The 24,832-nt window shown below is 61.9% G+C and carries 32 protein-coding genes and 2 tRNA genes; 32 read left to right on the top strand and 2 right to left on the bottom strand.

Annotated features, from left to right (window positions below; translation table 11 throughout):
- The first annotated feature begins 3 nt into the window (after positions 1-3).
- The 32 genes from rpsS to ACQY39_RS24020 all read left to right on the top strand — a co-directional run bounded on the left by rpsS (position 4) and on the right by ACQY39_RS24020 (position 22,797).
- Positions 4-282, top strand: a complete 279-nt coding sequence (rpsS, locus tag ACQY39_RS24175) for a 30S ribosomal protein S19 (RefSeq protein ID WP_102766020.1) — start codon at positions 4-6, stop codon at positions 280-282.
- 11 nt (positions 283-293) lie between these two features.
- A complete protein-coding gene (gene rplV / locus ACQY39_RS24170; RefSeq protein ID WP_263521049.1) occupies positions 294-623 on the top strand; it encodes a 50S ribosomal protein L22 in 330 nt (109 codons plus the stop codon).
- A gap of 16 nt (positions 624-639) precedes the next feature.
- A complete protein-coding gene (gene rpsC, locus ACQY39_RS24165) occupies positions 640-1,494 on the top strand; it encodes a 30S ribosomal protein S3 (RefSeq protein WP_263521047.1) in 855 nt (284 codons plus the stop codon).
- 2 nt (positions 1,495-1,496) lie between these two features.
- Positions 1,497-1,913 carry a 50S ribosomal protein L16 gene (gene rplP / locus ACQY39_RS24160; RefSeq protein WP_058721910.1) on the top strand — a complete coding sequence of 139 codons (417 nt, stop codon included), beginning with the start codon at positions 1,497-1,499 and terminating at the stop codon, positions 1,911-1,913.
- A gap of 13 nt (positions 1,914-1,926) precedes the next feature.
- Positions 1,927-2,127 carry a 50S ribosomal protein L29 gene (gene rpmC / locus ACQY39_RS24155; protein WP_137945235.1) on the top strand — a complete coding sequence of 67 codons (201 nt, stop codon included), beginning with the start codon at positions 1,927-1,929 and terminating at the stop codon, positions 2,125-2,127.
- Complete coding sequence (rpsQ, locus tag ACQY39_RS24150) at positions 2,124-2,393, top strand: 30S ribosomal protein S17 (protein WP_263521044.1); 270 nt, start codon at positions 2,124-2,126, stop codon at positions 2,391-2,393. Before rpmC ends, rpsQ begins: the two co-directional genes overlap by 4 nt.
- A gap of 183 nt (positions 2,394-2,576) precedes the next feature.
- Complete coding sequence (locus ACQY39_RS24145; RefSeq protein ID WP_428510634.1) at positions 2,577-3,086, top strand: peroxiredoxin; 510 nt, start codon at positions 2,577-2,579, stop codon at positions 3,084-3,086.
- Between the two features lie 309 nt (positions 3,087-3,395).
- On the top strand, positions 3,396-3,764 hold the full coding sequence (gene rplN / locus ACQY39_RS24140; protein WP_058721914.1) for a 50S ribosomal protein L14: 369 nt from the start codon (positions 3,396-3,398) through the stop codon (positions 3,762-3,764).
- A gap of 26 nt (positions 3,765-3,790) precedes the next feature.
- Positions 3,791-4,108: a 50S ribosomal protein L24 gene (gene rplX / locus ACQY39_RS24135; RefSeq protein ID WP_263521041.1), complete on the top strand. Its 318-nt coding sequence runs from the start codon at positions 3,791-3,793 to the stop codon at positions 4,106-4,108.
- A 10-nt stretch (positions 4,109-4,118) separates the two neighbouring features.
- On the top strand, positions 4,119-4,658 hold the full coding sequence (gene rplE, locus ACQY39_RS24130) for a 50S ribosomal protein L5 (RefSeq protein WP_263521039.1): 540 nt from the start codon (positions 4,119-4,121) through the stop codon (positions 4,656-4,658).
- An 8-nt stretch (positions 4,659-4,666) separates the two neighbouring features.
- Positions 4,667-4,972, top strand: a complete 306-nt coding sequence (rpsN, locus tag ACQY39_RS24125) for a 30S ribosomal protein S14 (RefSeq protein ID WP_263521037.1) — start codon at positions 4,667-4,669, stop codon at positions 4,970-4,972.
- Positions 4,973-4,997: 25 nt separating this feature from the next.
- On the top strand, positions 4,998-5,393 hold the full coding sequence (rpsH, locus tag ACQY39_RS24120; RefSeq protein ID WP_102766029.1) for a 30S ribosomal protein S8: 396 nt from the start codon (positions 4,998-5,000) through the stop codon (positions 5,391-5,393).
- Between the two features lie 19 nt (positions 5,394-5,412).
- Positions 5,413-5,946, top strand: coding sequence for a 50S ribosomal protein L6 (rplF, locus tag ACQY39_RS24115; protein WP_263521034.1), 534 nt, complete (start codon positions 5,413-5,415; stop codon positions 5,944-5,946).
- Positions 5,947-5,957: 11 nt separating this feature from the next.
- Positions 5,958-6,323 (top strand): 50S ribosomal protein L18, encoded by a 366-nt coding sequence (rplR, locus tag ACQY39_RS24110; protein ID WP_102766031.1) that lies wholly within the window; start codon positions 5,958-5,960, stop codon positions 6,321-6,323.
- Positions 6,324-6,341: 18 nt separating this feature from the next.
- A complete protein-coding gene (gene rpsE, locus ACQY39_RS24105) occupies positions 6,342-6,860 on the top strand; it encodes a 30S ribosomal protein S5 (RefSeq protein WP_263521032.1) in 519 nt (172 codons plus the stop codon).
- A gap of 23 nt (positions 6,861-6,883) precedes the next feature.
- Positions 6,884-7,066 (top strand): 50S ribosomal protein L30, encoded by a 183-nt coding sequence (gene rpmD, locus ACQY39_RS24100; RefSeq protein ID WP_102766033.1) that lies wholly within the window; start codon positions 6,884-6,886, stop codon positions 7,064-7,066.
- A gap of 26 nt (positions 7,067-7,092) precedes the next feature.
- Positions 7,093-7,524, top strand: coding sequence for a 50S ribosomal protein L15 (rplO, locus tag ACQY39_RS24095; protein WP_263565002.1), 432 nt, complete (start codon positions 7,093-7,095; stop codon positions 7,522-7,524).
- A gap of 20 nt (positions 7,525-7,544) precedes the next feature.
- Entirely contained in the window at positions 7,545-8,855 is a 1,311-nt protein-coding gene (gene secY, locus ACQY39_RS24090) for a preprotein translocase subunit SecY (protein ID WP_428510629.1), read from the top strand.
- Between the two features lie 49 nt (positions 8,856-8,904).
- A complete protein-coding gene (infA, locus tag ACQY39_RS24085; RefSeq protein WP_009855680.1) occupies positions 8,905-9,123 on the top strand; it encodes a translation initiation factor IF-1 in 219 nt (72 codons plus the stop codon).
- 59 nt (positions 9,124-9,182) lie between these two features.
- Positions 9,183-9,296: a 50S ribosomal protein L36 gene (gene rpmJ / locus ACQY39_RS24080; protein WP_056194202.1), complete on the top strand. Its 114-nt coding sequence runs from the start codon at positions 9,183-9,185 to the stop codon at positions 9,294-9,296.
- Positions 9,297-9,330: 34 nt separating this feature from the next.
- The gene (gene rpsM / locus ACQY39_RS24075; protein ID WP_263521019.1) at positions 9,331-9,696 is read left to right on the top strand and encodes a 30S ribosomal protein S13; all 366 of its coding nucleotides are present in this window, start codon (positions 9,331-9,333) and stop codon (positions 9,694-9,696) included.
- Between the two features lie 29 nt (positions 9,697-9,725).
- The gene (gene rpsK, locus ACQY39_RS24070; RefSeq protein WP_058721926.1) at positions 9,726-10,130 is read left to right on the top strand and encodes a 30S ribosomal protein S11; all 405 of its coding nucleotides are present in this window, start codon (positions 9,726-9,728) and stop codon (positions 10,128-10,130) included.
- A 245-nt stretch (positions 10,131-10,375) separates the two neighbouring features.
- A complete protein-coding gene (gene rpsD / locus ACQY39_RS24065; RefSeq protein WP_263521015.1) occupies positions 10,376-10,999 on the top strand; it encodes a 30S ribosomal protein S4 in 624 nt (207 codons plus the stop codon).
- A gap of 138 nt (positions 11,000-11,137) precedes the next feature.
- A complete protein-coding gene (locus ACQY39_RS24060; RefSeq protein ID WP_263521013.1) occupies positions 11,138-12,124 on the top strand; it encodes a DNA-directed RNA polymerase subunit alpha in 987 nt (328 codons plus the stop codon).
- Between the two features lie 163 nt (positions 12,125-12,287).
- Positions 12,288-12,677: a 50S ribosomal protein L17 gene (rplQ, locus tag ACQY39_RS24055; protein WP_263521011.1), complete on the top strand. Its 390-nt coding sequence runs from the start codon at positions 12,288-12,290 to the stop codon at positions 12,675-12,677.
- Positions 12,678-12,942: 265 nt separating this feature from the next.
- A complete protein-coding gene (gene dsbD, locus ACQY39_RS24050) occupies positions 12,943-14,823 on the top strand; it encodes a protein-disulfide reductase DsbD (RefSeq protein ID WP_428510623.1) in 1,881 nt (626 codons plus the stop codon).
- Positions 14,824-14,861: 38 nt separating this feature from the next.
- Positions 14,862-14,938: transfer RNA gene (locus ACQY39_RS24045), tRNA-Met, on the top strand.
- A gap of 112 nt (positions 14,939-15,050) precedes the next feature.
- A tRNA-Met gene (locus ACQY39_RS24040) sits at positions 15,051-15,127 on the top strand.
- A 274-nt stretch (positions 15,128-15,401) separates the two neighbouring features.
- A complete protein-coding gene (locus tag ACQY39_RS24035; protein ID WP_428510621.1) occupies positions 15,402-16,301 on the top strand; it encodes an acyltransferase in 900 nt (299 codons plus the stop codon).
- A gap of 60 nt (positions 16,302-16,361) precedes the next feature.
- Positions 16,362-16,856, top strand: a complete 495-nt coding sequence (locus tag ACQY39_RS24030) for a hypothetical protein (protein WP_428510619.1) — start codon at positions 16,362-16,364, stop codon at positions 16,854-16,856.
- 122 nt (positions 16,857-16,978) lie between these two features.
- Positions 16,979-21,844, top strand: coding sequence for a PAS-domain containing protein (locus ACQY39_RS24025; RefSeq protein WP_428510617.1), 4,866 nt, complete (start codon positions 16,979-16,981; stop codon positions 21,842-21,844).
- Positions 21,841-22,797: a diguanylate cyclase gene (locus ACQY39_RS24020; RefSeq protein WP_428510615.1), complete on the top strand. Its 957-nt coding sequence runs from the start codon at positions 21,841-21,843 to the stop codon at positions 22,795-22,797. The genes ACQY39_RS24025 and ACQY39_RS24020 overlap by 4 nt, the downstream gene beginning before the upstream one ends.
- Here ACQY39_RS24020 and ACQY39_RS24015 read toward each other — a convergent pair.
- Entirely contained in the window at positions 22,787-23,482 is a 696-nt protein-coding gene (locus ACQY39_RS24015; RefSeq protein ID WP_428510613.1) for an N-acetyltransferase family protein, read from the bottom strand. The genes ACQY39_RS24020 and ACQY39_RS24015 overlap by 11 nt on opposite strands.
- A 98-nt stretch (positions 23,483-23,580) precedes the next feature.
- The gene (locus ACQY39_RS24010) at positions 23,581-24,804 is read right to left on the bottom strand and encodes a GGDEF domain-containing protein (RefSeq protein WP_428510611.1); all 1,224 of its coding nucleotides are present in this window, start codon (positions 24,802-24,804) and stop codon (positions 23,581-23,583) included.
- Positions 24,805-24,832 lie beyond the last annotated feature (28 nt).

Here is a 24,832-nt window from a genome sequence, read left to right as displayed (position 1 = left end):
GCCATGACTCGTTCACTGAAGAAGGGCCCGTTCATTGACCACCACCTCTTGGCCAAGGTCGAGAAGGCGGTTGCTGCCAAGGACAAGAAGCCTATCAAGACCTGGTCGCGTCGCTCGACGATCCTGCCCGAGTTCATCGGTCTGACGATCGCTGTGCACAACGGCAAGCAACACGTTCCCGTTTATGTGTCGGACCAGATGGTCGGCCACAAGCTGGGTGAATTCGCACTGACCCGCACCTTCAAAGGCCATCCGGCCGACAAGAAGGCCGGGAAGAAGTAAGGATGCCAACGATGGAAACCAAAGCAATCGTTCGCGGCGTTCGCCTCTCGTGTGACAAGGGCCGCCTGGTGGCGGACCTGATCCGCGGCAAGAAGGTGGACCATGCGCTCAACATCCTGGAATTCACCCAGAAGAAGGCGGCCCTGATCATCAAGAAGGCGCTGGAAAGCGCCATCGCCAACGCCGAACACAACGACGGCGCTGACATTGATGAGCTCAAGGTCACCACGATCTATGTGGAGCAAGGTGCCACGCTGAAGCGTTTCTCTGCCCGCGCTAAAGGCCGTGGCAATCGCATCAGCAAGCCCACCTGCCACATCTTCGTGTCGGTCGGCAACTGAAGGCTGAAGGAAGACTATGGGACAGAAAATTCATCCGACCGGTTTTCGTCTGCCGGTCACGCGTAACTGGGCTTCGCGTTGGTACGCGAACAACCAGAACTTCGCGACCATGCTGGCTGAAGACCTGCAAGTCCGGGAGTTCCTGAAGGCTCGCCTGAAGAACGCCGCTGTGTCGCGCGTTCTGATTGAGCGCCCCGCCAAGAACGCCCGCATCACCATTTACTCGGCTCGTCCGGGTGTGGTGATCGGCAAGAAGGGCGAGGACATCGAAAGCCTGAAGGCCGAGCTGACCAAGCGTCTGGGCGTGCCGGTGGCTGTGAACATCGAAGAAGTGCGCAAGCCTGAAATCGATGCTCAGCTGATCGCCGACTCGATCACCCAGCAGCTGGAAAAGCGCATCATGTTCCGCCGCGCTATGAAGCGTGCGATGCAGAATGCGATGCGTCTGGGTGCTCAAGGCATCAAGATCATGTCGTCGGGCCGTCTGAACGGCATCGAAATCGCTCGTTGCGAGTGGTACCGTGAAGGCCGCGTGCCTCTTCACACCCTGAAGGCTGACATCGACTACGGCTTCTCCGAAGCCAGCACGACGTACGGCATCATCGGTGTGAAGGTGTGGGTCTACCGCGGTGACCGCCTGGCCAACGGCGATGCGCCGGTGATCAAGAGCGAAGCCGGTGAAGACGATCGTCGCCCGCGTCGCAACGCCCGTCCTGGCGCCCCCGCCGGCCGTGGCCGTCCGGGTGGTGACCGTGGTCCGCGTGGTGAAGGCGGCGACAAGCCGGCTGCCACCGGTGACGCAGCCCAGCCCGCTGCCAAGCGTGTCGTCCGCAAGGTCGCACCCGCTGGCGGCGAGGCCAAAGGAGAATAAACATGCTGCAACCAGCTCGTCGCAAATACCGCAAGGAGCAAAAGGGCCGTAACACTGGTGTTGCCACCCGTGGTGCTGCCGTGTCTTTCGGTGACTTCGGTCTGAAGGCCACCGAACGCGGTCGCCTGACGGCTCGTCAAATCGAAGCTGCACGTCGTGCAATCTCGCGCCATATCAAGCGCGGTGGTCGCATCTTCATCCGCATCTTCCCCGACAAGCCGATCTCCCAGAAGCCTGCTGAAGTCCGGATGGGTAACGGCAAGGGCAACCCGGAGTACTACGTCGCTGAAATTCAGCCTGGCAAGGTGCTCTACGAGATCAACGGTGTGCCGGAAGCCCTGGCTCGCGAAGCGTTCACTCTGGCTGCTGCAAAGCTGCCGCTGAGCTGCACCTTCGTGACCCGCCAGGTCGGCACCTGAAGCGGAGAACACCATGAAAGCATCTGAACTGCGTGGCAAGGATGTCGCTGCCTTGGAAAAGGAAGTGACCGACCTGCTGAAGGCCCATTTCGGCCTCCGCATGCAAAAGGCGACCCAACAGTTGACCAACCACACCGTGCTGGGCAACACGCGCCGCGACATCGCTCGTGTCAAGACTGTTTTGGCCGAGAAGAAGAAGGGAGCCGCGAAATGACGCAAGCTCAAGAGAAGAACACGCGCACCCTGGTGGGTCGCGTGGTCAGCGACAAGCGCTCCAAGACCGTCACGGTCCTGGTCGAGCGTCGCGCCAAGCACGAGCTCTACGGCAAGATCGTGGCCCGTTCCCGCAAGTACCACGCCCATGATGAAAATGGCGAGTACAAGATGGGTGACGTCGTCGAGATCGCTGAAGGCCGCCCGCTGTCCAAGACCAAGAGCTGGGTTGTGACCCGCCTGGTCGAGAAGGCACAAGTGGTCTGATCGCTGCTAGACATGTCTTTCGCGGGGTCTTAGTGCCCTGATTGACAGGAATGACCGGAACGCTGGAATACTGGCGCCCGGTCATTTTTCATTTTCGGAGGTGCTTTCTCTTGTCGCATGGGCCTTCTGTGCGCGATGAGTTCGTTGCTTCCAATTCCGCCACCCAACCAAAAGGACAACTCCATGCTGAAGATTGGCGATCGCCTGCCCGCTGCGACCTTGCAAGAATTCATTGAAGTCGAAGGCGAGGGTTGCTCCCTCGGTCCGAATAAGTTCGCTGTTGACGCCCTGGTGGCTGGCAAGAAGATTGCCATCTTTGCTTTGCCCGGCGCCTTCACGCCGACTTGTTCCGCCCAGCATGTGCCTGGCTATGTGCAGCAGGCTGCGGCTCTGCGCGCCGCTGGTGTTGATGAGATCTGGTGCCTGTCTGTCAATGACGCATTCGTGATGGGAGCTTGGGGCCGCGAGCAAAAGACTGCAGGCAGCGTGCGCATGATGGCTGACGGTAGCGCTGAGTTCACCAAAGCAACGGGATTGACTCTGGACCTGACGGCGGGTGGGCTCGGTCTGCGATCGCAGCGCTACTCCATGCTGATCGTCGATGGAGTTGTCAAGACGCTCAATATTGAAGCTCCGGGCAAGTTTGAAGTCAGCGACGCCTCGACCATGCTGAGCCAGGCGCAACAGGCCTGAGCTCACGCGGCGCCGTTCGGCGCCGCACATCGTCGGGCGCTTGCATGGCACAGGCCTCGTGAGAGGCTGAGTACTCAATTGTTTTGCAAATCGCGCTTGACGGCGCCAGAGCTTCTGGTGCACAATCTAAAGCTTCGCCGAACGCAAGGCGCATCTAGTGATGCGTTATGGCCTCGGATCCGCCCTCAACTGCTGGGCGCGAAACTCACACAGGAGTGCTGAGGATCGCGTTTGGTCAACGGGCCCAAGACTGACCGATGAGCTTTGTGCGTCATGCATGGGGTGATTTGGGAAAAGTTGGGGATAGACATGATTCAAATGCAATCGCGACTTGATGTCGCGGACAACACTGGCGCTAAATCCGTCATGTGCATCAAGGTGCTTGGTGGTTCCAAGCGTCGTTATGCCGGGATTGGTGACATCATCAAGGTCAGCATCAAAGAAGCTGCGCCTCGTGCCCGAGTGAAAAAGGGTGAGGTTTACAGCGCTGTGGTGGTTCGTACCGCCAAGGGCGTTCGTCGTCAAGATGGCTCTTTGGTCAAGTTCGACGGCAATGCCGCCGTGCTGCTGAACGCCAAGCTCGAGCCGATCGGCACTCGCATCTTCGGCCCCGTTACGCGTGAACTGCGTACGGAGCGTTTCATGAAGATCGTGTCGCTGGCGCCTGAGGTTCTCTGAGCTCAGCCACAGACAAAGGTATTGCCATGAACAAGATTCGCACAGGCGACGAGGTCATCGTTCTGACCGGCCGTGACAAAGGTAAGCGCGGCGCGGTTTCGCAACGCGTGGATGCTGATCACATCGTCGTCGACGGCATCAATGTCGTCAAAAAGCACGTCAAGCCCAACCCGATGAAGGGTACCACCGGTGGTGTGGTGGACAAGACGATGCCTATCCATCAATCCAACGTGGCGATTTTCAACGCTGCATCCGGCAAAGCCGATCGCGTGGGCATCAAGCTCACCGCCGATGGCAAGAAGGTGCGCGTTTACAAGTCGACCGGCGAAGAGATCAAGGCTTAAGGGGTTCGACATGGCTCGTTTGCAAGCGTTTTATCGCGAAAAAGTTGTGCCCGACCTCTCGACGAAGTTTGGTTACAAGTCGGTCATGGAAGTGCCGCGCATCACCAAGATCACACTGAATATGGGTGTGAGCGAGGCCGTTGCCGACAAGAAGGTCATGGACCACGCTGTGGGTGACTTGACCAAGATCGCCGGCCAGAAGCCCGTCGTGACGAAGTCGAAGAAGGCGATTGCCGGCTTCAAGATTCGTGACTCGGTGCCTATCGGCTGCATGGTCACACTGCGTGGCGTCCAGATGTATGAATTCCTGGATCGCTTTGTGACGATCGCGCTGCCGCGCGTTCGTGACTTCCGTGGTATCTCGGGTCGCTCGTTCGACGGACGTGGCAACTACAACATCGGCGTCAAAGAACAGATCATCTTCCCTGAGATCGACTATGACAAGGTGGATGCGCTGCGTGGTCTGAACATCAGCATCACCACTACCGCCAAGACGGACGACGAAGCCAAGGCTCTCCTGGCTGCGTTCAAGTTTCCGTTCAAGAACTGAGGTGACTCGTGGCTAAAACTTCACTTATTCAACGTGAACTGAAGCGCGATGCGTTGGTGGCCAAGTACGCTAAGAAATACGCGGAACTGAAGGCAATCATCAACGACGCGAAGAAGTCGGACGAAGAGCGCTACATCGCTCGCCTGGAGCTGCAGAAGCTGCCTCGCAATGCCTACCCGACCCGTCAGCGTAATCGCTGCGCGTTGACTGGCCGTCCCCGCGGTACTTTCCGCAAGTTCGGCCTGGGCCGTAACAAGATTCGTGAGCTGGCCTTCAAGGGCGACATCCCCGGTGTCGTCAAGGCCAGCTGGTAATCGGCACGATTAGGAGATTTCGCAAATGAGCATGAGTGATCCTATCGCCGATATGCTGACCCGCATTCGCAACGCCCAAAGCGTTGAGAAGCCCAGCGTCGTGATGCCTTCCTCCAAGTTGAAGATCGCGATCGCCAAAGTCCTGAAGGACGAGGGCTATATCGACAGTTTCGCAGTGCGCGGTGAAGCCGCTCGCCCGGAACTGGAGATTGCGCTGAAGTATTACGCCGGTCGTCCGGTGATCGAGCGCATCGAGCGCGTGAGCCGCCCTGGCCTGCGCATTTACAAGGGCCGCCACGATATTCCTCAGGTCATGAATGGCCTGGGTGTGGCGATTGTCACCACCCCGCAAGGTGTGATGACTGACCGCAAAGCACGTCAAGCCGGCATCGGCGGCGAAGTGCTCTGCTACGTCGCCTAAGCGCAAGGAGATTTACACAATGTCCCGCGTTGGAAAAATGCCGGTCGCCATTCCCCAGGGAGTGGACGTGACCGTGAGCGCTGATCAAGTCAGCGTCAAGGGCGCTCTGGGTACGCTGGTGCGTCCCCTGAACGGCCTCGTGACCATCAAGAATGAAGGCGGCCAGCTGTCTTTCGTTCCCCGTGACGACTCGACCGCCGCTGGCGCGATGAGCGGCACTGTTCGCGCTCTGGTGGCCAATATGGTCAACGGCGTGAGCAAGGGTTTCGAAAAGAAGCTGAACCTGGTTGGCGTGGGCTTCCGTGCCCAGGCTCAAGGTCAAAAGCTGAATCTGCAGATCGGTTTCTCTCACCCTGTGGTGAAAGACATGCCGGCTGGTATCAAGGTTGAGTGCCCGACCCAGACCGAAATTCTGATCAAGGGCGCGGATCGCCAAGTGGTCGGACAGCTGGCAGCAGAAGTGCGCGCCTTCCGTCCGCCGGAGCCCTACAAGGGCAAGGGCATCCGCTATTCCGACGAGAAGGTCTCTCTCAAAGAGACCAAGAAGAAGTAAGGAGCAGCGCCATGTTGACCAAAAAAGAACAGCGCATCCGTCGCTCGCGTCAGACTCGCGCCCGCATTGCGGTGCAGCGCGTCGTCCGCTTGACGGTTTTCCGCTCCAATCTGCACATCTACGCAAGCGTCATCTCCGACGATGGCACCCGTGTGTTGGCCAGCGCTTCGACCGCCGAAAAGGCTGTTCGCGAGCAACTGGGCGGCGCTGGCAAGGGTGGCAATGTGGCCGCAGCCACATTGATCGGCAAGCGCATCGCCGAAAAGGCGAAGGCTGCTGGCATCGAGAAGGTTGCTTTCGACCGCGCAGGTTTCGCCTATCACGGTCGTGTCAAGGCTCTGGCCGAAGCAGCCCGCGAAGCCGGCCTGCAGTTCTGACGCAAAAAGGATTTCGAAATGGCAAAGTTTCAACCCCGCGTGCAGACCGAAGGCAATGACGACGGCCTGAAGGAAAAGATGATCGCGATCAACCGCGTCACCAAAGTGGTGAAGGGTGGTCGTACTCTGAGCTTCGCCGCGTTGACGGTGGTCGGCGACGGCAATGGCCGCATCGGCATGGGCAAGGGCAAGGCGAAGGAAGTTCCCGTCGCCGTGCAGAAGGCCATGGAATCGGCTCGTCGCAATATGGTCAAGGTTGACCTGCGCAACGGCACCATTCACCACAATGTGGTGGGCGGTCACGGTGCAGCCAGCGTCATGATGATCCCCGCACAAGCTGGTACCGGCGTGATCGCTGGCGGCCCGATGCGCGCGGTTTTCGAAGTGATGGGCGTGACCGACATCGTGACCAAGAGCCACGGTTCGACCAACCCGTACAACATGGTTCGCGCCACTCTGGACGCGCTGAAGCGCTCCACGACGGCTGCGGAAGTCGCCGCCAAGCGCGGCAAGTCGGTCGAAGAAATTCTCGGCTGATTCGCCAGCATTGGAGTAGACACATGTCTGACAAGAAAACCGTAACCGTCAAGTTGGTTCGCAGCCCCATCGGTACACGTGCTTCGCACCGAGCCACCGTGGTGGGTCTGGGCCTGCGCAAGCTGAACAGCACCAGTGTGTTGGAAGACACGCCGGCCGTGCGCGGCATGATCAACAAGATCGCCTACCTCGTGCAGGTGCTGTAAGCATCTTCACGAACAGAGGACAACACATGCAACTCAATACCATTCAGCCCGCAGCTGGCGCCAAGCACGCCAAGCGCCGCGTGGGCCGTGGCATCGGCTCTGGTCTGGGCAAGACCGCAGGTCGTGGCCACAAGGGCCAAAAGTCGCGCGCTGGCGGCTATCACAAGGTGGGTTTCGAAGGCGGTCAAATGCCTCTGCAACGTCGCCTGCCCAAGCGTGGTTTCAAGTCGGCTGCTTTGAAGTTCAATGCCGAAGTGAACCTGGACGATCTGCAGGCCCTCGTGGCCGACGAGATCGATCTGATGACGCTGAAGGCTGTGGGCCTGGTGCCCGAGCTGACCAAGAACGCCAAGGTCATCCTGTCCGGTTCGATCAGCCGCAAGGTCACGCTCAAGGGCGTGGGTGCGACGGTTGGCGCCAAGGCGGCCATCGAGGCAGCCGGCGGTTCGGTCGCTTAAAGCTTTAGGAACGAGGCACAGTGGCTACCAACGCAAACCAACTGGCCAAGAGCGGCAAGTTCGGCGACTTGCGTCGTCGTCTTGTGTTTCTGTTGCTGGCTCTGGTCGTGTATCGCATCGGGGGTCATATCCCGGTGCCTGGTATCGATCCGGCTCAGCTGCAGCAGTTCTTCAAGGGTCAGGAGGGTGGCATCCTGAGCCTGTTCAATATGTTCTCGGGCGGCGCTTTGTCGCGCTTCACCGTCTTTGCGCTGGGCATTACGCCCTACATCTCGGCGTCGATCGTGATCCAGTTGATGGGTTATGTCGTTCCGGCCTTGGAAGCGCTGAAGAAGGAAGGCGAAGCAGGCCGTCGCAAGATCACGCAGTACACACGTTACGGGACCTTGGGTCTGGCGTTGTTTCAGTCGCTGAGCATTGCTCTGGCGCTTGAGAGTTCCGCCGGCTTGGTTGTCAGTCCGGGTTTTGGCTTCCGCTTGACGGCGGTGTCCAGCTTGGTGGCCGGAACGATGTTCCTGATGTGGTTGGGTGAGCAGATCACTGAGCGTGGCTTGGGCAATGGGATTTCGATCCTGATCTTTGGCGGTATCGCCGCAGGTTTGCCTGGTGCTATTGGTGGTCTGTTGGAATTGGTGCGTACTGGAGCCATGGGCCCGGTGTCGTTCCTGTTCCTGTCGGCTGTCATCGTTGCCGTGACCTATTTGGTGGTGTTCGTCGAGCGCGGTCAGCGCAAGATCTTGGTGAATTACGCCAAGCGCCAGGTGGGTAACAAGGTCTATGGTGGTCAGTCGTCGCACCTGCCGCTCAAGCTGAACATGTCGGGCGTGATTCCGCCGATCTTCGCGTCGTCCATCATCTTGCTGCCGACCACGATCGTGAGTTGGTTCGCTACGGGTGACGGCCTGCGTTGGTTGAAGGACCTTGCTGGCATGGTGGCGCCAGGACAGCCGATTTACGTGCTGCTCTACGCCGCTGCTATCGTGTTCTTCTGCTTCTTCTACACGGCGCTGGTTTTCAACAGCCGTGAGACTGCAGACAACCTGAAGAAGAGCGGAGCGTTCATTCCGGGTATCCGCCCGGGTGACCAGACTGCAAAGCATATTGACAAGATCTTGTCTCGTTTGACCCTGGCAGGTGCCATCTACATCACCGGTGTGTGCTTGCTGCCAGAGTTCTTGACCTTGAAGTACAACGTGCCGTTCTATTTTGGTGGCACTTCCTTGTTGATCATTGTTGTGGTCACCATGGATTTCTGGGCTCAAGTGCAGTCTTACGTGATGAGCCAGCAGTATGAATCGCTGCTGAAGAAGGCAAATTTCAAGGCCAGCTGAAAAGCTGATCCCCCGTTTAATCAATTTCCATCAGAACAGAAACGAAGGCATGGCGAAAGACGACGTCATTCAGATGCAAGGCGAGATTCTTGAGAATCTTCCTAATGCCACGTTTCGAGTGAAGCTGGAGAACGGGCATGTTGTTCTCGGCCACATCTCCGGCAAGATGCGGATGCACTACATCCGCATCCTGCCTGGCGACAAAGTCACCGTTGAACTAACCCCGTACGATTTGAGTCGTGCTCGCATCGTATTCCGGGCGAAGTGAGCTTTTCTTTTCCCCGGTTACGCGCTGTGAGCGCATTTGAGTAGGTCAAGGAGCAGACCATGAAAGTTTCGGCATCCGTCAAGCAGATGTGCCGCAATTGCAAGATCATCCGTCGCAAGGGCGTGGTGCGTGTGATCTGTACCGATCCGCGCCACAAACAGCGTCAAGGCTGATTGCTGCACGACACGAGCGAATTAGAGGACGCACATGGCACGTATTGCTGGTATCAACATTCCGCCGCATAAGCACACTGAGATTGGTCTGACTTCGATCTACGGCGTTGGCCGTACGACGGCTCAGAAGATCTGCACGACTTGCGGTATTCCTTTCGACAAGAAGGTCAAAGACCTCACCGACGCTGATCTGGAAAAGATCCGTGACGAAGTGGGCCGCATGACCATCGAAGGCGACCTGCGTCGCGAAATGTCGATCAACATCAAGCGCTTGATGGACCTCGGTTGCTACCGCGGTTTCCGTCATCGTCGCGGTTTGCCGATGCGCGGTCAGCGTACTCGCACGAACGCTCGCACTCGTAAGGGCCCGCGCAAGTCGGCCGCTACGGGCAAGAAGTGATCTGCGCACAGCATTGAAAGAAGGTCAAGATGGCAAAAGCACCCAATAACTCGGCTGCGCAACGCGTTCGCAAGAAGGTTCGCAAGAACGTTGCCGATGGCATTGCACACGTTCACGCGTCGTTCAATAACACGATCATCACGATCACCGACCGTCAAGGCGGCGCTCTGTCCTGGGCCTCCAGTGGCGGCCAAGGCTTCAAGGGTTCGCGCAAGTCGACTCCCTTCGCAGCCCAGGTGGCAGCTGAAGTGGCTGGCCGTGCCGCTCAAGACCAAGGTATCAAGAACCTGGACGTCAAGATCAAGGGCCCCGGCCCGGGTCGTGAGTCGTCGGTTCGTGCTCTGGGTGCTCTGGGCATCCGGATCAACTCGATCTCTGATGTGACACCGGTGCCGCACAACGGCTGCCGTCCGCAAAAGCGTCGTCGCATCTAAGTTTCCACGGATGCTCGCTTTTCTGCGATAATCTGCGGTTACTCATCGCCGGCGGGCACGTAAGTGCCGCGCCGGCGGTTCTGTTGAAGCCTTCGGGCTTGTTTGTGGCCTGTTCGATCGTGTAAGTCGCGATCCAGGCTGATTGTTGAAGACCACCGTCCGAGCCGATAAAAACACTGGCCGGACTCGCGCTGGGCTCATCTTCGATAGGTGTGCTGGCGTTAGATTGAACAAGGACACTCAAAGTGGCACGTTATCTCGGCCCCAAGGCCAAACTTTCCCGCCGTGAAGGCACTGACCTGTTCCTGAAGAGCGCTCGCCGCCCCATCAGCGACAAGGCGAAGTTTGATTCGAAGCCTGGCCAGCATGGCCGCACTTCCGGTCAGCGCACGTCTGATTTCGGTCTGCAGCTGCGTGAAAAGCAGAAGGTCAAGCGCATGTACGGCGTTTTGGAGCGTCAGTTCCGCCGTTACTTCGCAGAGGCCGAGCGCCGCAAGGGTTCGACGGGTGTCAACCTGCTGACGCTGCTGGAATCGCGCCTGGACAATGTCGTGTATCGCATGGGCTTTGGCTCCACTCGTGCAGAAGCCCGTCAGTTGGTTTCGCACAAGGGCATCGTCGTGAACGGTGAAGTCGTGAATATCGCGTCTTACCTGGTCAAGGCCGGTGACACCGTGGGCGTTCGTGAGAAGGCCAAGAAGCAGCTGCGCATTGCTGACTCTCTGAAGCTGGCCGAGTCTATCGGTCTGCCCGCCTGGGTCACCGTCGACGGCACCAAGCTGGAAGGCGTGTTCAAGAAGGCACCTGACCGCGACGAGTTCGGCGCTGAGATCAATGAATCGCTGATCGTTGAGTTGTACTCGCGTTAATCGATCTTCTTTTGCCGGCGATGCTCTTTCGAGCATGGCCGGCGTTTCCTCGTCTGGGCTTAGCGCAGACGCGCAAAGCCCGGCTGGTCCCTCAGCCTTATCGGTGTAACGAACCGAGGGTATTGAAAGAAAGACCTCATGCAAACAAACCTGCTCAAACCCAAATCCATCAATGTGGAGCCCCTGGGCGGACATCGCGCCAAGGTGACTCTGGAGCCGTTTGAACGCGGCTATGGCCACACTCTGGGCAATGCTCTGCGCCGTGTGCTGTTGTCGTCGATGGTGGGTTATGCGCCGACAGAAGTCACGATCGCTGGGGTGCTCCACGAGTACTCGGCCATCGACGGTGTGCAGGAAGACGTCGTTCACATCATGCTCAACCTGAAGGGCGTGGTGTTCCGTCTGCACAACCGCGAGGAAGTGACCCTGGTCTTGCGCAAGGAAGGTGAAGGCCCGGTGACGGCAGCCGACATCCAGACCCCGCACGACGTCGAGATCGTGAACCCTGAGCATGTCATCGCACACCTGTCGCAAGGTGGCAAGCTCGACATGCAAATCAAGGTTGAAAAGGGCCGTGGCTACGTGCCCGGTTCCATGCGTCGTTATGGCGATGAGCCCACCAAGTCGATCGGTCGCATCGTTCTGGATGCGTCCTTCGCTCCGGTTCGCCGTGTCAGCTACGCCGTGGAAAGCGCCCGTGTGGAGCAGCGGACTGACCTGGACAAGCTGGTCATGGAAATCGAGACCAACGGCGCCATCTCGCCCGAGGAGGCGATCCGTGCTTCGGCCAAGATCCTGGTGGAACAACTGGCCGTGTTCGCTCAGCTGCAAGGCAGCGAAGTGCCTGATTTCGACCAGCCTGCACAGCGCAGCTCGTCGTTCGACCCGATCCTGCTCCGCCCTGTGGACGAGCTGGAATTGACGGTGCGTTCGGCCAACTGCCTGAAGGCCGAAAACATCTACTACATCGGCGACCTGATCCAGCGTACTGAGACCGAGCTGCTGAAGACTCCGAATCTGGGTCGCAAGTCGCTCAACGAAATCAAGGAAGTGCTGGCTTCGCGTGGACTGACTCTGGGCGCGCGCCTGGAAAACTGGCCGCCGCAAGGTCTGGACAAGCGCTGATCCGTCTCCCCCGCAAGGGTGGCGCTTGCAGGGCTGGTTTTGCCAGTCAGGCTGGCACTTTTGGATTCATTAGTTTTTAAGAAGGGTGGCCTTTCCGGCCACCCGGTGCACCCGGGCAGTACCTGATACGGCTGCTGGGATTAATCGAGAAAGGAATAGCACCATGCGTCACCGTAACGGCCTCCGTAAGCTGAACCGTACCTCCGAACACCGCAAGGCGATGCTGCGCAATATGTGCAACTCGCTGCTGCAGCACGAAGCCATCAAGACCACGGTCCCGAAGGCCAAGGAACTGCGCCGCGTTGTCGAGCCCCTGATCACCCTGGCCAAGGTTCCGACCGTTGCCAACCGCCGTCTGGCTTTCGACCGCCTGCGTGACCGCGACATGGTCGTCAAGCTGTTCGATGTGCTGGGCCCGCGTTTCGCTGCCCGTCCGGGTGGCTACACCCGTATCCTGAAGATGGGTTTCCGTGTGGGCGACAACGCTCCCATGGCCTACGTTGAGCTGGTGGACCGCGGCGAAGCCGAGACTGCTGGCGAAGCTGCTGAGTAAATCCAGCGCAGCCAGGGCGCCGGAGCTGAGTCTTTCAGTTTCGATTGCCTGCAAATGAAGGCCAGCCGACGTGCTGGCCTTTTTTTTGGGCGCTGCGCGAACGGAGCCCGGCCTGGAGTCGGGTCAGTTGCGCCAGTCTGGGCGCACCGGCGGGCTTTCGGCGTACAGTTCCGCGCCTCAGGCAGTCATCACGTGGCTGCTCCTTGCCTTCGAATCTTTTGACCTATGGAACACCCGCGGCCGCAGGGCCGGGTGTCGTTTGCCCATGATGCGTCTGTTCTCTTCATCTAACCTTTTGCGGCCGCTTGCAGGCTTGCTGCTCTTGCTGAGCTTGGTGCTGCAGCCCGGTTTGGCTCGCGCGGACGATTTTCTGGACCCTGAGCAGGCTTTCAAGCTTTCGGTGAAGCCGCTCGATGAACGTAGCGTCGAGGTCCGCTTTGACATTGCGCCGGGGTACTACATGTACCGTGAGCAGTTTAAGGCGGAGTCGGCAGACGCCAAGTTGGGTGAGCTCGCCATCCCCAAAGGCAAGGTCAAGTTCGACGAGACCTTTCAAAAGGAAGTCGAGGTCTACCGCGAGGCCTTGGTGGTCAAGGTCGCGGTTGAGCAGGCGACTGGGCCGTTCAAGTTGCTGGTCAGTGGTCAAGGCTGTGCCGACAAGGGCTTGTGCTATCCGCCCATGAGTTCTGAGTTCCAGGTGCGCCTGGCTGCCTTTGGGGGTGGTGCCAGTGAAGTCAAGCCGGCGCTTGAAGGTGGGGCACTTGCAGCGCAGCAGAGCAGCACGGCCGCGGCTCCCACGCTGGACGCTGCGTCGATTGCGACTGCCCCAGTGTCAGAGTCGAATCGGCTGGATGCTGCCTTGCAGTCTGGGAAATTCTGGACTGTGGTCGGCGTCTTCTTTGTTGCCGGCTTGCTGCTGTCGCTCACGCCCTGTGTCTTGCCCATGTTGCCGATTCTGTCGTCCATCATTGTTGGTGAAGCTCAGGGCGGAAAAGCCACCCGTGGGCGCGGCCTGTTGCTGGCGACGAGCTATTCCTTGGGCATGGCGCTGATCTACACCGCCCTGGGTGTCGCCGCCGGCCTCGCTGGTGAGGGCTTGGCTGCCACCCTGCAAAAGCCGTGGGTCCTGGCGGCATTCGCCAGCGCGCTGGTGCTGTTCTCTCTGTCTATGTTCGGCGCTTATGAGATCAGCCTGCCCAGCGGACTGAGTGGGGGGCTCTCGCAGGCTTCGCAGCGACTTCCGGCTGGCCATCTCTTCGGGGTCTTTGTGATGGGCGGCGTGTCGGCCCTGATCGTCAGCCCTTGTGTGGCTGCCCCGCTTGCCGGTGCCTTGTTGTACCTGAGCCAGTCTCGCGATGTGGTGCTTGGAGGCAGTGCACTCTTCGCTCTGGCAAGCGGCATGAGTGTGCCTTTGCTGCTGCTCGGGGCCTCCGCCGGCAGCTTGCTGCCGCGCGCTGGCGCTTGGATGGACGGCGTCAAGCATTTCTTCGGCATGCTCTTGCTGGCTGTCGCGCTGTGGACCGTGCAGCCGGTTCTGCCTGCGGCTCTGTCCCAGGCACTCTGGGGCGCTTTGTTGATCGGCACCTCGGCCATGCTCGGCTTGTTTCAGCCAGCCCACGCTGTGCACCGCCCGCGTACCTGGTTGCGCAAGACGGCCGCCGTGTTGGCCTTTGTCTATGGCCTGCTGCAGGTGGTGGGAGCGGCCAGCGGCGGAACCGATCCGCTCAAGCCTTTGGCCGGGCTGAGCGTGGCCGAGGCCAGGACTGGCGGCGCGGCAGTTGCCGGTGGGGCATTGAATTTTCAGAAGGTCCACAGCGTGGCCGAGCTTGACGCGGCGCTCGCCACCGCTGGTCGGCCTGTCATGCTGGACTTCTATGCCGATTGGTGTGTGTCTTGCAAAGAGATGGAGCGATTCACTTTCACCGACCCCGCGGTGCGCCAGCGACTGGCTGGGGCACTGCTGCTCAAGGCGGACGTCACGGCCAACACGCCGGCTGACCGCGAGCTGCTCAAGCGCTTCAAGCTCTTCGGCCCGCCGGGCTCGATCTTCTTTGATGCACAAGGCCAGGAGCTGACCGGCGTCCGCGTGATCGGCTTTCAGAACGCCGAACGCTTCCTTTCTTCGCTTTCTGCCGCTGGACTTTGACGCCGGGGCAGAAAGTGCGCTATACTGCTAGCTTCAGTCGCGGGGTGGAGCAGTCTGGTAGCTCGTTGGGCTCATAACCCAAAGGTCGTAGGTTCAAATCCTGCCCCCGCAACCAAATACTAGTGCAGTGCGGCCCGGAAAAGTCTCCGAGCGGTTCTGACAGCAAGATCCATGAACAACAGCAAGGCTGCCGAATTCGGTGGCCTTTGTTTTCATCACCCATCAGTCGCGGGGTGGAGCAGTCTGGTAGCTCGTTGGGCTCATAACCCAAAGGTCGTAGGTTCAAATCCTGCCCCCGCAACCATCATGTCGAAGCGCCAACCGTGAGGTTGGCGTTTTGCTTTGCGCGCGCCGATTGCCCGCTCAAGTGCCTGGCGCAGTCCTTGCGATGCCATGTTGCTGCGCCAGCCGCACGGCTTATGCTTTCTTTGCAGTCAGCCAGGGCTTGCCTGAGTCTCAGGGACTACGATGCACGGTCTTGGCCCGAGCATGCGCAGCCGGCCTCTTTAGAGCTCTGCACCTAAAATACCGGCCCACGCTGACTGCTCAGCTCCGATTCCTTCCACCGACTCTGATTGATGACCCGGCCTTCGAATCTTCTCCACCTCCTGCTGCCGGCGCCCTTGCGCGGCATTCTGGCCAGCGTGCTGCTCGCCCTGAACACTGTGATCGGTGTGGCCTTGATGATGCCGCCGGCTCTGCTCAAGCTCATCCTGCCCGTCTTGCCGGTGCGACGCCTGTGCGACCGGACACTCAATGCGATCGCGGCGGGCTGGGTGGCATTCAACAATGCATGGATTGCCGCACTGAACCCATCGCCTTGGGATGTGCAGGGTATGGATGGGCTGCATGAACGGGGTTGGTATCTGGTGTCGCCCAACCACCAGACCTGGGTAGATATCTTGGTGCTGCAGCGCGTCTTCCACGGCCGCATTCCTTTCCTGAAGTTCTTTCTCAAGCGGGAGCTGATGTGGGTGCCGGTGATCGGTCTGGCTTGGTGGGCTCTGGATTTCCCTTTCATGAAGCGAGGCCGCAATGCCAGCTCGCAGGCCGATGACCTGGAAACCACGCGCAAGGCTTGCGAGCGCTTCAAGACCATCCCGACCACGGTGATCAACTTCGTCGAGGGCACGCGCTTCAGCGCTGCCAAGCATGCCGAACAGAACAGCCCCTACCAGCATCTGCTGAAACCCAAGGTCGGGGCGCTGAGCGTGGCCATGGCCACCATGGGCGATCAGTTCGAGGCCATGCTAGATGTCACCTTGGCCTACCCCGACGGCACGCCTAGCTTTTGGGACTTGCTCAGCGGCCGGTGCGGGCGTGTGGTGGTGCGTGTGCAGCAACGGCCGATTCCCGTCGAACTGGTCGGCGGCAATCCGATGGCAGACAAGCGACTGCGGGCCGGGATTTCCATGTGGATCAAACGGCAATGGTCCGACAAAGATGCCTTGCTGCAGGGCCTGCGCGCGCCGGAGTGAAGTGGTGTGCGCGCTGGACAGCGGCTACTTTCTGATCAACTTCCAATAAGGGCAGTCCTCATGCGAGCAATCAGCCGCGCCTCCGTGTTCTTCGTCCTGACGGGTTCGGCGCTTACCGTGGCCGCGACGGACCTGCAGACCTGCCGCAAGATCGCCGACCCCCAGAAGCGACTGAGTTGCTACGACGCGCTCTCGCCTCTGTCCGCAGCCGCCGTGACCGCCAGCGCAGGCCCAGCCGCACCAGCCTCGACGCCTGCTGCCCCCGCGCCGGTCCAGGCCGCTGCCGGCAGTGCTGACGGTTTTGGTTTGCCGGTCAACGCCCGAGCGGGTGAGGCTCAGACCGTCTCCAGTCGTCTGGCGCGCGAGCTGGACGGTTGGGGCCCGAACCAGATCATTCAGCTCGCCAATGGCCAGTTGTGGCAGGTGGTCGATGGCAGCAGCGGCGTGCTCCAGGCCGAGAATCAACGCGTTCTGGTGCGCCGCGGAGCCTTGGGGACCTACTTCATGGAGTTTGACGGGCTCAACCGCTCGCCGCGGGTCAAGCGCGTGCAGTGACGCGCTAGGTATCGCTGGGTCTGCGCCCTGAAACCAGCGTTTCTGTGCCTCGCGTTTGCAAGGCCGGTGCCTAAACTAGGGGTCGCCTCTGACTCTTTGCGCGGCCTGCAGCCGCTTGCCTGATGTCCCTGCCTGGCCTGCACCATCTTCGGGTCGCAACACCTGCCGCCCTGTGGCAGAAGTTCCGCTCAGGTGGTCCGACGGCCGCAATCGCCGCGGTGGCCGTGGCCTTGGTCGGGGCGGCCCTGACCGCCTTGCTCAGCCTGAGCAAGCACGCTGAAATCGCGCAGGATGCTCAGCTCCGCTTTGACATCCTGGCCTCTCGCATCGAGCGCGAGATTGAGCAGCGCTTGCGCCAGCCGACCTATGGCCTGAAGGGTGCGCGCGGTGTTTATGCGGCCAGCGACGCGGTCACACGCGGAGACTTCCGCAACTATGTGGACTCGCGCCAGATGGAGCAGGAGTTCCCCGGCATTCGCGGCTTCGGCTTCATCGAGCGCGTTCTGCGGGCGGATCTCGATCGTTTCACGGCCGAGGCCAAGGCGGACGGCATGCCCGATTTTCGGGTCCAAAGCAGCCCCGGGGCTACGGCTGAAGATCTGTACGTGATCAAGTATCTTGAGCCCCTGGCCAACAACATCCAAGCCCTTGGATACGACATGGGGCAGGAGCTGCTGCGACGTGAAGCCGTCGAACGGGCGGTACTCACCGGGCGGGATACCTTGAGCGGGCGTGTCAACTTGCTACAGGACGAAGCCGGCCGGCCTGGTCTGCTGCTCCTGGTGCCGGTCTATCGGCGCGGGGCCGATCCGCAGACACCAGATCAGCATCTGCGCGCACTTGTAGGCCTGGTTTACGCGCCCTTGCTGGTCCATGAGCTGATGGCCGGTGTGGCCGACGTCAGCGAGCAACTCCTGGACTTCCGCCTGCTCTCCGATGATGGGCCCCAGCAACTGAGCCCCCTCTATGAGACACGGAGTGTGCCGCGAGAAGCCGACTGGCAGATCGAGCGGCGATTGGAGTTTGGCGGCAAGCGACTGCATTTGCAGCTGGCTAGCACGCCGGCGTTTGAGCAACAGATCGACCGCGGCCCGGTCCAATGGATTGCCCTCAGCGGCCTGGGCCTGAGTTTGAGTCTCGCTTTGGCCAGCTGGCTGCTGATCTCGGGACGGCATCGTGCCGAGGCGCTGGCTGCTGCTCGCACGGCCGATCTGGCCCAAGCGCTCGGTGAGAACCGCTCTCTGCTCAGCACCATCCACCAGCACGCCATCGTCTCGATCACCGACCCGGCGGGCACCATCATCGAGGCCAACGAAGCTTTCTGCCGTATCAGCGGTTACAGCCATGAAGAATTGCTGGGAAGCGACCACCGCATCGTCAATTCCGGGCATCACCCGGCGGAGTTCTGGCGTGGCGTCTGGCAACAGCTGCAGGCCGGGCACAGCTGGCGCGGCGAGCTATGCAACAGGGCCAAGGACGGTCGGCTCTACTGGGTGGACAGCATCATCGCGCCCATTTTTGATTTGCAGGGCAAGCTCGAGAAGTACATCTCGATCCGCACCGACATCAGTGCGGCCAAGCGCTCTGCCCAGCGCCTGCAGAGCAACCAGGTCGTGCTGGACCGTGCCGAGAGGCTGGCCGGCTTGGGCGCCTGGGAGCTGGATCTGGCCAGCCAGCAGTTGACCTGGTCCGACCAGACCTATCGCCTGCACGAAGTCAGCCTGGACACGCCCATGTCCCTGGAGTTGGCGCTCTCGCACCTGGCCGAGCCGGGCCGGGCGGCTCTGCAAGCAGCCTTGCACCAAGCCGCCTCGGGGCGCGCTTGGGATCTGGAACTCAGCTTGCGCACGAGCAAGGGGCGTGAGCTGTGGGTGCGCTCGGTCGGCGAGGCGTCCTTCGACGACCATGGCGCCCTGCGGGTGTTCGGCACCTACCAAGACATCACCCTGCAGCGCGCTCTTGAGGCTCAGACTCGGCAGGCCAACCAGGTGCTGCGCAGCGTGCTGGAAAACCTGCCTTGTGCTCTGAGCGTGTTTGACGCCCAACTCAACCTGCTGGCGCATAACGCCCAATTTCGGCGCCTCCTGGACTTTCCTGACGATCTTTTCGACGGCGAGGTCACGAGCTTCGAGAGCATCATCCGGTTCAATGCGGCGCGCGGCGAATATGGCCAGCCGGCCGACTTGGAAGCCACCGTGCAGCAGATCATCGAGCGCGCCCGTCACCCCAGCGAGCATCAGTTCGAACGCACCCGGCCGAATGGCGACACCCTGGAAGTGAGAGGCTCTCCCATGCCCGGCGGTGGTTTTGTCACCACCTATGTCGACATCAGCGCACGCAAACGTGCCGAGGCCGAGATCTTGCGCGCCGAAGCGTTGCTGCGCGGTTCGATTGATGCCGTCAACGAGGGCTTTGTGCTTTACGACGCGGACGACCGCCTGGTCTTCTGCAATGAGAAGTACCGCCAGATGTATGCCGCGTCCGCCGACCTGATCGTGCCGGGTGCAAGCTTCGAGTCCATCATCCGCGGCGGCGCCGAACGGGGCCAGTATGCGGAGGCACAGGGCCGGGTGGATGAATGGGTGGCCGAGCGCATGAAAGCCCACCGTGAGGGGCAGGTCAGTCCGCTGCAAAAGCTCGGTGACGGGCGCTGGGTCCGAGTTGTCGAACGCCGCATGGACGATGGGCATCAGGTGGGCTTCCGCATCGACATCACCGATCTGATGCGCGCCACCGAGGCAGCGGAGAGCGCTTCACGCTCCAAGAGCCAGTTCCTGGCCAATATGAGCCATGAGATCCGAACGCCCATGAACGCCATTCTGGGCATGCTCAAGCTGCTGCAAAAGACCGAGCTGAGCGAACGGCAACTGGACTACGCCAGCAAGACCGAAGGCGCAGCGCGCTCGTTGCTGGGCCTGCTCAATGACATTCTGGATTTCTCCAAGGTCGAGGCCGGCAAGATGACCCTGGATCCGCAGCCTTTCCGCCTGGAGCCGCTGCTGCGTGATTTGTCGGTGATTCTTTCGGCGACGGTCGGCCCCAAGCCGGTCGAGGTCTTGTTCGATCTCGACCCGGCCCTGCCGCCGGCCGTGGTCGGCGATGCCCTGCGACTGCAGCAGGTGCTGATCAATCTCTGTGGCAATGCCGTCAAGTTCACGCCGCGCGGTGAAGTGGTGCTGGCCTTGCGCCTGCTCAGCCTGAAGGCTGGCGAAGCCGAACTGGAGTTCTCGGTGCGTGACAGCGGCATTGGCATTGCGCCCGAACATCAGGCACAGATCTTTTCCGGCTTCACGCAGGCTGAGGCCTCAACAACTCGCCGCTTTGGCGGCACCGGGCTGGGTCTGGCCATCAGTCAGCGCCTGGTGCAGCTGATGGGCGGCGACTTGAGCCTGGACAGCGTGGTCGGGCAGGGCAGTCGCTTTGCTTTCACCTTGACCTTGCCGCTGGTGCCGGATGCCGCCGAAGCGCCGCCGCAAACAGAGCGTTCAGCGCCGCCGCTGCGCGCCTTGATCGTGGACGACAACCCGCTGTCCCTGACCCTGCTCGGGCAGATGGCCCAGACCTTGGGCTGGCAGGCCGACTTGGCCAGCTCCGGCGAGGCCGGCTTGGCTCGGCTGGAGGCGGCCAATTCCGAAGCTCAAGGCTACCAACTGGTGCTGATCGACTGGCAGATGCCCGGCCTGGACGGCTTCGAGACGGCGCGGCGGATTCATGCCCTGGACAGCGCCGCCACGGCTCCGCTGCTGATCATGGTCACGGCCCATGGCCGCGAGCTGCTGAGCCAACGCAGCGATCAGGATCAAGAGCTGCTGCAGGGCTTCCTGGTCAAGCCGGTCACACCGGCCATGCTGTCGGATGCCTTGCGGGCGGCTCAGGCGCGACTCGGCCAGCCGGTGCCGGCCGCCCCAGCCACCACCCCATCGCTGCGTCCTTTGCAGGGCTTGCGTTTGCTGGTGGTGGAGGACAACCCAAACAATCAGCAAGTGGCCCAGGAGCTGCTCGAAGACGCCGGTGCGCTGGTCCAGCTGGCGGGCCATGGGCAGATCGCTGTCGATGTCTTGCGCGCCGACCCCGACGGTTTCGATGTCGTGCTGATGGATGTGCAGATGCCGGTGATGGACGGCTACACCGCCACGCGCGCGATCCGGCAGCAGCTCGGCTTGGTCGAGCTGCCCATCGTCGCCATGACGGCCAATGCCATGGCCTCGGACCGCGAAGACTGTCTGGCCGCGGGCATGAACGAGCATGTCGGCAAGCCTTTCGATCTCGAACATCTGGCCCAGGTGCTGCTGCGCTTGAGCGGCCGTGTCGCGCCCGAGGCGCCGGTGCAGCCCGAGCGCAGCTTCCCGACGCTGGCCGTGCCGGGCGCGCTGCGCCAGCGGGCCCAGAGTCTGGGCGTCGATTTGCAGGCCGCCATGGACCGTTTCATGGGCAAGACGGCGCTGTTCCAGCGCATGGTGAGTTCCTTCTGCAAGTCGGCGGGCCAGATGGACGCGCAACTGCGCAGCTGCCTGGCGCAGGATGACCGCGCCGGCGCCATGTTGGCGTTGCACAGCTTCAAGGGCTTGGCTGCGACGCTGGGCGCGCAGCGCCTGTCCGAGCGCGGTGCTGAGGGTGAAACCCTGCTCAAGCAGGGGCAGGCGCTGGGCGAGGCCTGGCTGGTCGATCTGCAGCAGCAGGTGTTGCAGGGCAGTCAGGACTTGCAGCAATTGGCCGGTGAGCTGGCGGCACTGGAGCTCACTCCGGTCGAGCAGGCGCCGCCTGTCGAGGCGGCGGCCGGCGATGATGCGGCCTTCCGCGCCGCCCTGCAGGGCTTCATGCGCATGCTGGAGGATTTCGACATGGATGCCACCGAAGCTTTTGCCGAGCTGCAGCGCCAGCACGGGGCTCGTTTGGGTGCGCTGGCTGAGCGGCTGGACGAGGCCGTCAGCGCCCTGGACTTTGCCCAGGCCTTGCATTTGGCCCGCGAGCTGCAGGAGGCCTCATGACTGCGATCCCCGGCGGCTCCAGCGAAAGCTTCAACCTCGTGCAGCAACTGGGCCGGCGGCCTCGCCTGCTGATTGCTGACGACCAGCCGGCCAATATCCAGGCGCTCTATCAGGTGTTCGCCCATGACCACCAAGTCTTCATGGCCACCTCGGGCGCCCAGGCCCTGCAGCTGTGCCGCGACAAACAACCCGATCTGCTGCTTCTGGACATCCAGATGCCCGGCATGGATGGCTACGAAGTCTGTCGTCAGATCAAGGCCGACCCCGAGCTTGCAGCCTTGCCGGTGGTTTTCGTCACCGCGCACAGCGATGCCGAGACCGAAACCCGTGGCTTGGAGTTGGGCGCGGTGGATTTCATCAGCAAGCCCTTCAGCCCGGCCGTGGTGCGCGCGCGCGTTCGCACCCATCTGACGCTCAAGGTCCAGAGTGATTTGCTGCGTGAGCTGGTCTTCATCGATGGTCTGACCGGGGTCTACAACCGCCGGCATTTCGACGAGCGCTTGGCCCGTGAGTTTCAGCGGGCGCGCCGCCAGGGCAGCAGCCTGGCGCTGATGATGATCGATGTCGACTACTTCAAGCGCTTCAACGACCGCTATGGCCATCTGGCCGGCGACGACGGCTTGCGCCGGGTGGCGATGGCGCTGAAGGCGCAGCTCAAGCGCCCAGCGGATCTGCTCAGCCGTTTTGGCGGCGAGGAGTTTGCCTGCGTGCTGCCCGACACCGAGCTGGCCGGTGCCCTGTCCCTGGCTGAGGCCATGGGACAGGCCATGACAGCGCTGGACATCGCCCATGCCGACTCCGACGTGGCGCCCTGCCTGAGCGTCAGCATCGGGGTGGCGGCGCTGCGCCCGCACGGCACGCTGGCGGCGTCCGACCTGGTCACGGCGGCCGACGAGCAGCTTTATTTGGCCAAGTCCGGCGGGCGCCGGCGTGCCTGCGGCATCACGCTGTAGCGGCGTCGGCCGTCAAGCGCTTGTAGTAGAGCGCCGAGCCATGGAGCCGGCCATCGGCACAGGCTTCATGGTCCGGGATCTCTCCGGCTCGCTGCCAGCCCAGGTGGACGAACACCGCCTCGGCTTGCGAGCCGGCCTGGGCCTCCAGCACCAGCAGTGAGCGCCCTTGTGCCTGGGCGCTGCATTCCAGTCGGGCCATCAGTCGGCCCGCAATGCCGCGGCCGCGCGCCTGGCTGTGCACCATCAGCTTTTGCACTTCACCACGGTGGTGCGCATTGCTGTGCGGTGCCAGCGACAGCTGTACCGCGCCTTGCAAGGGGCCGCTGGGCACGTGCGAGTCACTGCCGTCGGCGCTGTCGCTGTCGCAGGCAATCCAGAGGCTGTGTTGCGGGCCCAGGCGGGCGAACACGCCGTGCCAGTAGGTCAGTGCGGCATAGCGTGACAGGGGTGCGAGAAAACCAAGGCTGGCGCCCCGGTGCACGCCGTCGATCAGCAGGTCGCACAGTGCCGGCAGCCACTGCAGATCGTTGGGGCCAATCTTGCGCACGCACAGCGCTTGCTGGCCTTTGACGGCCTGCAGTGCCGAGGCGGTCAGGCACTTGCGAGCAGCCTCGGGCGCCATCAGGGCGCTGCGGGCGGTGAAAGCGCTGGCGGCGGGTTTGGCAGAGAGGATGGTGGAAAACATGGCCTGGCCTCCGGGTGCGTGCAAAAGGAATCAAGAGCCCGGGTGATCCCCCGGGTTTGTCCTGCTTGCATGCAAGCGGCGTGCCAGGCCTGAGAAATTCAGTCCTGCAGACCGGGCTCGGCCTGCAGACGGGCGCGGCCGCCGCGCTTGGCCTCATACAGCGCGGTTTCGGCACGGCGCTTGAGGTCTTCGATGTCGCGGTCGCCATGCCTCAGCTTGGCCCATCCGCCGCTGTAGGCCAGCTCGAAACCGAGCTCCGCTGGTGCACGCTGCGCCAGGGCGGTGCGCAAGCGCGCATCGAGGGCCTCAGGGCCCTGGGCGTCGCAGCGCGCCATCAGCACGCCGAACTCTTCGGGGCCGATGCGCCCGGCCAGGTCGCCGAGCCGCATCTGCGCTTGGATGCAGCTGCCGAACAGGGCCAGGGCGCGGTCGCCACCCTCATTGCCATGGCTGGCGTTGATCGCCTTCAAATGGTCCAAGTCCAGCAGCACGAGGGCCAGCGGCTCCTGGTGCCGGCGCGCCATGGAGATCAGCGCCACCGAGCGGGCCGCGAAGGCTCGGGCGTCGGCCAGCCCGGTCAAGCTGTCGGTCTGGGCCAAGCGAGCCAGTTCCGCCTCCGCCTCGCCGCGCCATGCCAGCACCAGGCCCAGCAGGCCGGCCGTCAGGCTCCAGTGCACGGTCAGGCCGAGCAGGCTGTTGGCCGCGCCGGTCAGGTGCAGATTGGCCAGGCCGCTGGCATCTTGCAGGCCCGCAGCCGTCAAGGCAGCGCGCAGCAGGCAGATCAGGCCGATCGGCACGATGGCGGACAGCAGCAGTGCGCGCCAGCGCAGGCTGACACTGCTGGGCTGCAGCTCGGCTGCGGTCGCGCTCATGTCCGGATGCAGCTCCTGCGGCGGCCGCGGCAGGGACAGGCTCAAGGTCAGCATCAGGCATTGCAGGCCCAGCCAGGCCTGGCTCCAGGCCAGACGGAAGCTCACGCTGTCATGAAAGTGAATGCCATAGCCCAGGCCCAGCAACAGCGGCGCCGCCGCCATCAGCCAGAGGCCCCGACGGCGCAGCAACCAGAGCTGCAAGGCCCACCAGAGCGCGCTGAGGCCGGCGCTGAAGGCCACCATGGCCAGGGTTTGCAGGCCGCGCGCCAGCTCGGGCTGATTGGCGCTGGCCTCGATCAGCAGCCAGCCGAGCGCGTTCGCACCCATGCAGGCCTGGGCCCAGCGCGTGGCCGGGCCGCTGCGCCAGCCACTCAAGGCCAAGAACAGGAGGGCCGCAGCCAGGGCCTGCACCAGCAGCACATTGAACAGCGTGGGGTTGTCAAACAGCATGGTGGCGGGCTCTGGTTGTTCTTGTCGC

Origin of the sequence: Roseateles sp. (assembly GCF_965262435.1) — a bacterium.
In the GTDB taxonomy this organism is placed as follows: Bacteria; Pseudomonadota; Gammaproteobacteria; order Burkholderiales; family Burkholderiaceae_C; genus Paucibacter_A.
Note: the sequence above shows the minus strand (reverse complement) of the source record. Positions and strands in the feature narration are given on the sequence as shown.

Bases quoted from the DNA above. Each gene is read 5' to 3' on its own strand.
- rpsS (WP_102766020.1), top strand. From the start codon at position 4: ATGACTCGTTCACTGAAGAAGGGCCCGTTCATTGACCACCACCTCTTG.
- rplV (WP_263521049.1), top strand. From the start codon at position 294: ATGGAAACCAAAGCAATCGTTCGCGGCGTTCGCCTCTCGTGTGACAAG.
- rpsC (WP_263521047.1), top strand. From the start codon at position 640: ATGGGACAGAAAATTCATCCGACCGGTTTTCGTCTGCCGGTCACGCGT.
- rplP (WP_058721910.1), top strand. From the start codon at position 1,497: ATGCTGCAACCAGCTCGTCGCAAATACCGCAAGGAGCAAAAGGGCCGT.
- rpmC (WP_137945235.1), top strand. From the start codon at position 1,927: ATGAAAGCATCTGAACTGCGTGGCAAGGATGTCGCTGCCTTGGAAAAG.
- rpsQ (WP_263521044.1), top strand. From the start codon at position 2,124: ATGACGCAAGCTCAAGAGAAGAACACGCGCACCCTGGTGGGTCGCGTG.
- ACQY39_RS24145 (WP_428510634.1), top strand. From the start codon at position 2,577: ATGCTGAAGATTGGCGATCGCCTGCCCGCTGCGACCTTGCAAGAATTC.
- rplN (WP_058721914.1), top strand. From the start codon at position 3,396: ATGATTCAAATGCAATCGCGACTTGATGTCGCGGACAACACTGGCGCT.
- rplX (WP_263521041.1), top strand. From the start codon at position 3,791: ATGAACAAGATTCGCACAGGCGACGAGGTCATCGTTCTGACCGGCCGT.
- rplE (WP_263521039.1), top strand. From the start codon at position 4,119: ATGGCTCGTTTGCAAGCGTTTTATCGCGAAAAAGTTGTGCCCGACCTC.
- rpsH (WP_102766029.1), top strand. From the start codon at position 4,998: ATGAGCATGAGTGATCCTATCGCCGATATGCTGACCCGCATTCGCAAC.
- rplF (WP_263521034.1), top strand. From the start codon at position 5,413: ATGTCCCGCGTTGGAAAAATGCCGGTCGCCATTCCCCAGGGAGTGGAC.
- rplR (WP_102766031.1), top strand. From the start codon at position 5,958: ATGTTGACCAAAAAAGAACAGCGCATCCGTCGCTCGCGTCAGACTCGC.
- rpsE (WP_263521032.1), top strand. From the start codon at position 6,342: ATGGCAAAGTTTCAACCCCGCGTGCAGACCGAAGGCAATGACGACGGC.
- rpmD (WP_102766033.1), top strand. From the start codon at position 6,884: ATGTCTGACAAGAAAACCGTAACCGTCAAGTTGGTTCGCAGCCCCATC.
- rplO (WP_263565002.1), top strand. From the start codon at position 7,093: ATGCAACTCAATACCATTCAGCCCGCAGCTGGCGCCAAGCACGCCAAG.
- infA (WP_009855680.1), top strand. From the start codon at position 8,905: ATGGCGAAAGACGACGTCATTCAGATGCAAGGCGAGATTCTTGAGAAT.
- rpmJ (WP_056194202.1), top strand. From the start codon at position 9,183: ATGAAAGTTTCGGCATCCGTCAAGCAGATGTGCCGCAATTGCAAGATC.
- rpsM (WP_263521019.1), top strand. From the start codon at position 9,331: ATGGCACGTATTGCTGGTATCAACATTCCGCCGCATAAGCACACTGAG.
- rpsK (WP_058721926.1), top strand. From the start codon at position 9,726: ATGGCAAAAGCACCCAATAACTCGGCTGCGCAACGCGTTCGCAAGAAG.
- ACQY39_RS24060 (WP_263521013.1), top strand. From the start codon at position 11,138: ATGCAAACAAACCTGCTCAAACCCAAATCCATCAATGTGGAGCCCCTG.
- rplQ (WP_263521011.1), top strand. From the start codon at position 12,288: ATGCGTCACCGTAACGGCCTCCGTAAGCTGAACCGTACCTCCGAACAC.
- dsbD (WP_428510623.1), top strand. From the start codon at position 12,943: ATGATGCGTCTGTTCTCTTCATCTAACCTTTTGCGGCCGCTTGCAGGC.
- ACQY39_RS24035 (WP_428510621.1), top strand. From the start codon at position 15,402: ATGACCCGGCCTTCGAATCTTCTCCACCTCCTGCTGCCGGCGCCCTTG.
- ACQY39_RS24030 (WP_428510619.1), top strand. From the start codon at position 16,362: ATGCGAGCAATCAGCCGCGCCTCCGTGTTCTTCGTCCTGACGGGTTCG.
- ACQY39_RS24025 (WP_428510617.1), top strand. From the start codon at position 16,979: ATGTCCCTGCCTGGCCTGCACCATCTTCGGGTCGCAACACCTGCCGCC.
- ACQY39_RS24020 (WP_428510615.1), top strand. From the start codon at position 21,841: ATGACTGCGATCCCCGGCGGCTCCAGCGAAAGCTTCAACCTCGTGCAG.
- ACQY39_RS24015 (WP_428510613.1), bottom strand. From the start codon at position 23,482: ATGTTTTCCACCATCCTCTCTGCCAAACCCGCCGCCAGCGCTTTCACC.
- ACQY39_RS24010 (WP_428510611.1), bottom strand. From the start codon at position 24,804: ATGCTGTTTGACAACCCCACGCTGTTCAATGTGCTGCTGGTGCAGGCC.